Below are 2,685 nucleotides of genomic sequence, written 5' to 3' on the forward strand. Positions count from 1 at the left end.
CCCGCCGCGTAGCCAGGCAGAGTTGCCAGGTTTGCGCCACCGCCTGTCGACGCGGATCGTCTCGCTCTCGCTGGGCGCGCTCCTGATCGTGCTGACCATGATCTCCGGGACGCTGTGGTTGTCATGGCAACTCGAAGGCGCGGGCGCCGCCATCAACGATGCAGGCAGCCTGCGCATGCGTGCCAATCGCGTGGCCATCGAACTCGCCAGGGCGCGTGCCGGCGCGAGCCATCAACTGGATGCCCAGCTCACCGGAGTGGATACCACCCTGGCACGCCTGCGCCAGGGCGATCCGGCGCGCCCATTGTTCCTGCCGGATGACCCCGGTATCCACGCACAGCTTGACCGGGTAGACCGTGACTGGAACCAGCGCATCAAGCCGCTCGCCCTCGCCGACCTGTCCGCCGCGAACGGCACGTCTCCCTCCTACCCGTCGGCGCTGACGTCGTTCGTGGATCAGGTCAATCGCCTGGTCAGCATGATCGAGCAGGAAAACGCCATGAAGACCACCTTGCTGCGCCTGTCGCAGGCGGGGCTCGCGGCGATGGCCTGCATGGGCACGGTGGCCGTCATCTACCTGCTCTATATCTGGATCATCCTTCCGGTCATACGCTTGCAGGACGGTTTGCACCGCATGGCCGCGCGGGAGTTCTCGCTGCGGCTGCCGGTGGAAACCAGCGATGAATTCGGCATGCTGGCGAAAGGCTTTAACCAGATGGCAGGCGAGCTGCAGGGGCTGTACCAGGATCTGGAAGCACGCGTGGCACAGAAAACCGCTGAGCTGGCGCGGCACAACCGCGATCTCGCGGCGCTCTACGACATGGCCGCCTTCCTCAACATGCCAAACGACAGTGAGGCGCTTTGCCGCGGCTTCCTGCAGCGCGTGATGAAACAGTTCGATGCCGACGGCGGCAGCGTGCGCATGATCGACGCAGACCACAACCAGCTTCATCTGCTGGTATCGGCCGGCCTCTCGGCGGACCTGGAAGAGGCCGAGCACTGCATGAAGGCGGATGCGTGTTTCTGTGGCGAAGCGGCTAGCGAAACGGTCGTGCTGATCGAAGATCTCAACAAAGGCCCTGCGCTCTCGGCCGGCCGGCCAGCGTCCGGTGAGCGTTTCGGCTGCGCCAGGGAAGGCTTCCCGGGGCTTGCGGTGTTTCGCATAGAGACGCAGCGCGCGGTGATGGGCACCTTCTCCCTGCACTTTCGCAACCCCATGCAGCTGCCGGCTTCGGACATCCGCCTGCTCGAGACGTTCGGACAGCATATCGGCGTAGCCCTGGACCACCTGCACCTGTCGGAGACCGCGCGCCAGCTGGCGGTGGTGGAGGAGCGCAACCTGGTGGCCCAGGGCCTGCATGACAGCATTGCCCAGGGGCTTAACTACCTGAACCTGCAGGTGCAGTTGCTGGAAGACGCCGTCTCGCGCAACGATATGGACGAGACCCGAACCATCGTGCCGCTATTGCGCTGCGGTGTGGAGGAAAGCTATCAGGATGTGCGCGAACTCCTGCTCAACTTCCGCAGCAAGCTTGCGCATGGCGCGTTGCGCCAGGCAGTGGAAGACACCGTGGCACGCTTCCGGCGCCAGAGCAGCACGGAGCTCGCCCTGGTGTTCAATGACGCTCAGGGCGGGCCGCCCCTGCAGCCCGAGCAGCAACTGCAGGTGCTGTTCATCCTGCAGGAGGCCCTTTCCAATGTACGAAAGCATGCGCGTGCGGGGTACGCCAGCGTCATCGTGCGCAATGGACGCACCTTCAGCATGATCGTGGAGGACGATGGCGACGGCTTCGACCCTGCCGAGCCGGCGGGCGACGACCAATCCCACGTGGGATTGCACATCATGCGCGAGCGGGCGGCCCGGCTGTCGGCGAGCCTGCGGATCGTGGCCGCGCGGGGCACGGGCACGCGGGTCGAGCTCATCCTGCCGCGGTAGTGAACACGGCACGGCCACCGAACGGGCTCGCCAGCATACTTTTATAGGTGAATATCATGACCATCCGCATCCTCCTGATAGACGACCACTCCCTGTTTCGCTCGGGCGTGCGTGCCCTGCTGGCGCGCCAGACCGACTTCGAGATCGTCGACGAGGCGTCCGATGGCGTGGAGGGCGTCAAGCGAGCCAAGCAGCACCGGCCCGATGTGATCCTGCTGGACCTGAACATGCCCGGCCTGTCGGGGCTTGAAACCCTGCAGCTACTGGTGGAAGACCTGCCCGACAGCGTCGTGGTGATGCTCACCGTGTCGGAGGAAGCCGAAGAACTGGCGGCCGCGCTTCGCAGCGGCGCCCGGGGCTATCTGCTGAAGAATATCGAAGCGGAAACCCTGACCAGCGCCATCCGCCGCGCCGCGGCGGGAGAGGCGGTCATCTCTCACAGCATGACGGCAAAGCTTGTCGCGCAGTTCCGTGCGCCCACCAACCCTCCCGTGGCAACGGCGGCAAGCGTGAGCGACGAGCCCCGGCTTACCTCGCGCGAACACGAGATCGTGCGCGGCCTCACGCGCGGCGAGAGCAACAAGGAGATCGCGCGCGAGCTGGGCGTGGCGGAAAGCACCGTCAAGATCCATGTGCAGAATATCCTCAAGAAGCTCAACCTGACGAGCCGCGTGCAGATCGCCGTCTACGCCGTCGAGCGCGGGCTGACCGCGCCCGGCTGAACCGGCCATCGCGTCGCCAGCCCTCAC

The 2,685-nt window shown here is 65.5% G+C and carries 2 protein-coding genes; both read left to right on the forward strand.

Annotation, left to right across the window (positions count from 1 at the left end):
* Positions 1 to 22: 22 nt before the first annotated feature.
* Complete coding sequence (locus tag P3W85_RS10895) at positions 23 to 1,936, forward strand: type IV pili methyl-accepting chemotaxis transducer N-terminal domain-containing protein (RefSeq protein WP_035817935.1); 1,914 nt, start codon at positions 23 to 25, stop codon at positions 1,934 to 1,936.
* A 56-nt stretch (positions 1,937 to 1,992) separates the two neighbouring features.
* A complete protein-coding gene (locus P3W85_RS10900; protein ID WP_276264792.1) occupies positions 1,993 to 2,658 on the forward strand; it encodes a response regulator in 666 nt (221 codons plus the stop codon).
* Positions 2,659 to 2,685: the final 27 nt, after the last annotated feature.

The sequence above is a fragment of the Cupriavidus basilensis genome (assembly GCF_029335485.1).
GTDB lineage: Bacteria > Pseudomonadota > Gammaproteobacteria > Burkholderiales > Burkholderiaceae > Cupriavidus > Cupriavidus basilensis_E.

Bases quoted from the DNA above. Each gene is read 5' to 3' on its own strand.
- P3W85_RS10900 (WP_276264792.1), top strand. From the start codon at position 1,993: ATGACCATCCGCATCCTCCTGATAGACGACCACTCCCTGTTTCGCTCG.